Genomic DNA, 496 nt, shown 5'->3' with positions numbered 1-496 from the left:
AGCGCGCGTTGTCGCGCTGCGCGGCACGGCAGCCGGTTGAGTACATCGGGGAGAAAATCTGCGAAAATCAGATTATTTCCGTTCAGCCAATTTTCTCTATCGCGCCTAATCCACGCAGATTCGCACCGCGCGCGGTGTTGCGCTGCATGACGGCGGTCGGTCGACCACTTGTGTCGCTGCTCAGCGAGGGGCACGAGTCGGCTCGTCAAAGAAAAAGCCTGCGAAAGTGCAGGCTTTTTCTTTGAAAATGGCTTATTTTGGCGAAAAGCCTGCAAAAGTGCAGGAATTTTCGCTGAAAGTGAATCTAAGTCCATATATTCGGTAAAAAGCCTGCACAATTGCAGGAATTGTTCGTGGCCAGCGATCAAGGACACAAATTCATGTATTTTTGCAGGTTTTCTTCGTGAGCCGGGCAGATTTTGGCTATCACCTCTGGCATGGGGGGGGGGGGGCAATGTTGTCAGGTTAGTAGATTTTGGTATAGTAGAGGTAAACG

Annotated in this window: 1 protein-coding gene; it reads right to left on the bottom strand. The window is 51.0% G+C overall.

The genetic code is table 11. The annotated features are described in order from the left end of the window. Positions 1 to 496, bottom strand: a 496-nt coding sequence (locus tag AC0LWT_RS22215; protein ID WP_474683467.1) for a hypothetical protein, incomplete at both ends; no start/stop codon positions are given.

It is taken from the genome of Paenibacillus sp. sgz302164 (assembly GCF_056120505.1).
This window is presented reverse-complemented; position numbering and strand designations above follow the sequence as displayed.